This is a genomic window from Kitasatospora sp. NPDC056783 (assembly GCF_042789895.1).
In the GTDB taxonomy this organism is placed as follows: Bacteria; Actinomycetota; Actinomycetes; order Streptomycetales; family Streptomycetaceae; genus Kitasatospora.
Map to the genome: position 1 here is coordinate 1 of NZ_JBHUAF010000592.1, position 3,261 is coordinate 3,261.

The 3,261-nt window shown below is 71.4% G+C and carries 1 protein-coding gene and 1 pseudogene; both read right to left on the reverse strand.

Features of this window, described 5'->3' with window-relative positions; translation table 11 throughout:
• Positions 1-60 precede the first annotated feature (60 nt).
• Complete coding sequence (locus ACFRMQ_RS39565) at positions 61-1,875, reverse strand: CocE/NonD family hydrolase C-terminal non-catalytic domain-containing protein (protein ID WP_380735741.1); 1,815 nt, start codon at positions 1,873-1,875, stop codon at positions 61-63.
• 146 nt (positions 1,876-2,021) lie between these two features.
• Positions 2,022-2,865: pseudogene (locus tag ACFRMQ_RS39570) on the reverse strand (helix-turn-helix domain-containing protein).
• Between the last annotated feature and the right edge of the window lie 396 nt (positions 2,866-3,261).

A 3,261-nucleotide genomic window follows, 5' to 3' on the forward strand; every position in this document is an offset into this window, starting at 1 on the left:
CCGCTCGGGGCCCTGCCCGGGGCCGCGGGTGATCCGGCGCCGATCGGCTCCCGCCGGGGATCAGCCGAGCGGGAGCACCAGCCGGGACGCGTCCTCGCTCGGCGAGCCGATGGTGATGGTGCCCTTCGTGGCGGCGTAGGAGTACAGCTGGTCACGGCTGTTGACGACCAGGGCCAGCCGGTGACCCTCCGCCACGTCGTACGCGGCGGGCTGGAGCTTCCAGCCGACGGTGGTGTCCTCCCCGGGGGTGAGGCCGAGCACGGTGTACGGCTCGTGGGTGATGATCCGCGCCTTGCCGTCCGGGTCGACGTCGAACAGGTACGCCACCAGGGTGGCGGCCTCCTCGGTGCTGCGCACCGTCAGCCGGACGTCGGCGGCGCCCCGGACGCGACGGGCCACCCCGGCGCTTCCGGTCAGCGGGTCGGTCGACCAGACCAGCAGGTTCGCCCGCTCGAACTCGCCCAGGACGTACTTCCTGGGGTTGCCCGTCCACTCCTTCTGGCCGGTGTCCATCACGTCGTCCACCGCGGTGGCCGCGGTCTCCAGTCCGGCGGTGAAGCTCCGTGACCAGCCGTCGTTCTGCTTGTCGGCCAGCGCGCCGTCACCGCCGCCGTTGGTGCCCGTGAGGTACCAGTGCTCGCGGCCGGTGGTGACGTCCGCCCAGGAGCCGTACTCCTCCCGGCGGGCGGCCTCGGTGATCCGGCGGAGGTTGCCCACCAGCGGCTTGGTCTTGTAGGTGAACATGACCTGGTTCTTCACCGGCTTCCGGTTCGGCACGTCGTTCGCGGCGCCGAGCAGGTGGTGGTCCAGGAACTCGTAGGCCTCCCGGACCGGGTCCCCCAGGCCGGGGTAGGGCAGGCTCGCCGGCAGGCCGGACAGCCCGGCGCCCTCCGGCGCGCCGTGGTCGCCGATCCACAGGTTCAGGCGCTTCGGCACGGTGAGCCGCTCGAAGAGGTCGACCACCGGGGCGACCGGGAAGAGGGTCTCGTGCCAGGTGTTGGAGACGAAGGTCGGGATGCCGCGCTCGTTGGTCTTGTCGAGGTAGGTCTCGGGCGAGCGCTCGGTGCCCCAGGCGACCACGTCGTCGAGGTCGCGGTCGTCCGCGAACTTGTCGAGGATGTCCAGGGCCTCGTCGTCGAACTTGTCGTCCCGCTCCCCGCCGGTGAAGCCGACCAGCAGGTCGACGGCCTTCAGGTGCCGGGTGTCGTTGCTGTAGAGGCTGGTGGCCAGGTTGCCCCAGGTGCTGATCGCGACCACCGCGTCCACCCGCTTGTCCTTGTCGTGCGCGGCGACCAGCTGGCTGATCCCGGAGCCGTAGGACAGGCCGAGGAAGCCGACCTTGTTCGGGTTGAAGTGCGCCTGGGCGTAGGTGATCACCTTCGAGCCGTCGGCCCAGTCCTTGGGCCCGGCGACGTCGACGCGCCCCTCGGAGGTGGAGAGCCAGTTCGGGTAGCCGAGGCCGCGCGGGGTGTAGGTCAGCACGTGGTAGCCGCGCAGCGCCAGCTTGAAGTAGGCGTAGACGAAGGGCAGCCAGCCGAGCGGGTTCCAGCCGGCGGGCAGGATCACGACCGGGCGCCGCTCCTCGCCCTTCAGCCTGATGGTGAACGCCGACAGGCCGATCTCCTCCCCGCCCTCGCCCACGGGAATCCTGGTGACGTCGATGTCGGAGATCTGCCGCACCCTGGCCACCAACTCGGCCAGCTCCGGGGGGAGCTGGACCGACTCGTCGCCCTGGGCGGCGGCCACCAGGGCGTTGCCGAGGTCGACGACGGCCTGGTTGACGGTGTTGCCCGGGCCCCGGAGGCCGGTGTCGGCGATCTCGTCGAGCGTCGCCTCGGTGATCGCCGGGATCGGTTGCCCACTGATGCTGGCCATGCGAACCGCCCTTTCCGTTACGGATACTGACCGCATCATGGTCCGGATCGACCGGGCACTAACTGATGAGCCGTCAGATTACCTCGGATAGGTGGTTCCTGGGCGTCCCCCCGTGTCGACCACCCGGGCCCGTGGTACTCGCGGCGTCAGCCGAGCGCCTCGCGGGCCGAGGCGATCAGCGCCCGGGCGCGGTCGCCGTACACGGCGGTGGCGGACAACTTCTCGAAGGCGTCCAGGTAGTGGGCGATCTCGCGGGTCCTGGCAACGGTCAGGCTCGCCGTGAGGGTCTCCACCTCGACCCGCCCGTCGTCGTACACGCTGAACGTCTCCAGCGGCCACACCTCCCGCGCCGCGCCGGCCGGGATGATCCCCAGCGCGACGGCGGGCAGCGCGGCCGCGGCCGCCAGCTCGTCCAACTGCCCGCGCATCACGTCGGCGTCGCCGATCCGGTGGCGCAGCACCGGCTCCTCCATCAGCAGCGCGAACCGCCTCCCGGACGATGCGCGAACGCGCCAGCCGCGCCTCGACGGCCTGCGCGACGTCGTCGGGCGTGCCGTGGAAGCGGGTGATGGCGGACAGCAGCGCCGTGGCGTAGTCCCGGCTCTGCAGGAAGCCGGGGACGAGGGAGGAGCTGTAGACCCGGAACACCTCGGTGCGTTCGAACAGCGGCAGGTAGGAGTTCTGCAACCGGGTGAGCCCGCCACGCCGGAGGCGCCGCCACTCCACGTACATCGCGTCGGCGGACCGGGTGGCGGCGATGAGGCCGGCCGCCTGCTCCTCCGCCCCGCACAGCCGGCACCAGGTGCGGATGTCCTCGTCCGAGGGGGCGGTCAGCGCGTTGATGATCCTCGACGACTTCGAGGGGTGCCAGCCGGCCCGGAGCGCCAGTTCGCGCCCGTTGAACCCGGCGTCGCGGCAGATCTCCCGGAGACGGACGGCGACCTCCTTCCGGACCGCTTCCGCGCTGCTGAACGACGTGGTCGAGGGCATGGTCCGCCTTCCGGGGGGATGTCGAGTGGCCTGCGCGCCGCCGTGCGGCTCCCGCCCCGGCAGCGTAGCCGCGCGACGGCCCCGCCACCGAGCCGATTGCGCACAGTTGCAGCCGAGTTGGGGCGGCCGCGCACCCGGGAACGCACCCGTCCACCCGCCCGGATGCGGGCCGCCGCACGGGTGCCTACGGTGGAAGTAGTAGCCCAGAGCATTCAGGAGGTTACGCCATGACTTCCGGAAAGAAGCCCGTCCATCTCACAGCCCGCACGGTGAGCGGCCACGTGGTCCTCAACGCGCCGATCAGCGGCGACTTCGAGGCCACGCTGACCGACGAGCACGGCAAGCCGATCGTGGGGCGACAGATCACCTTCTACAGCACCGCGAGCGGCCAGCGGG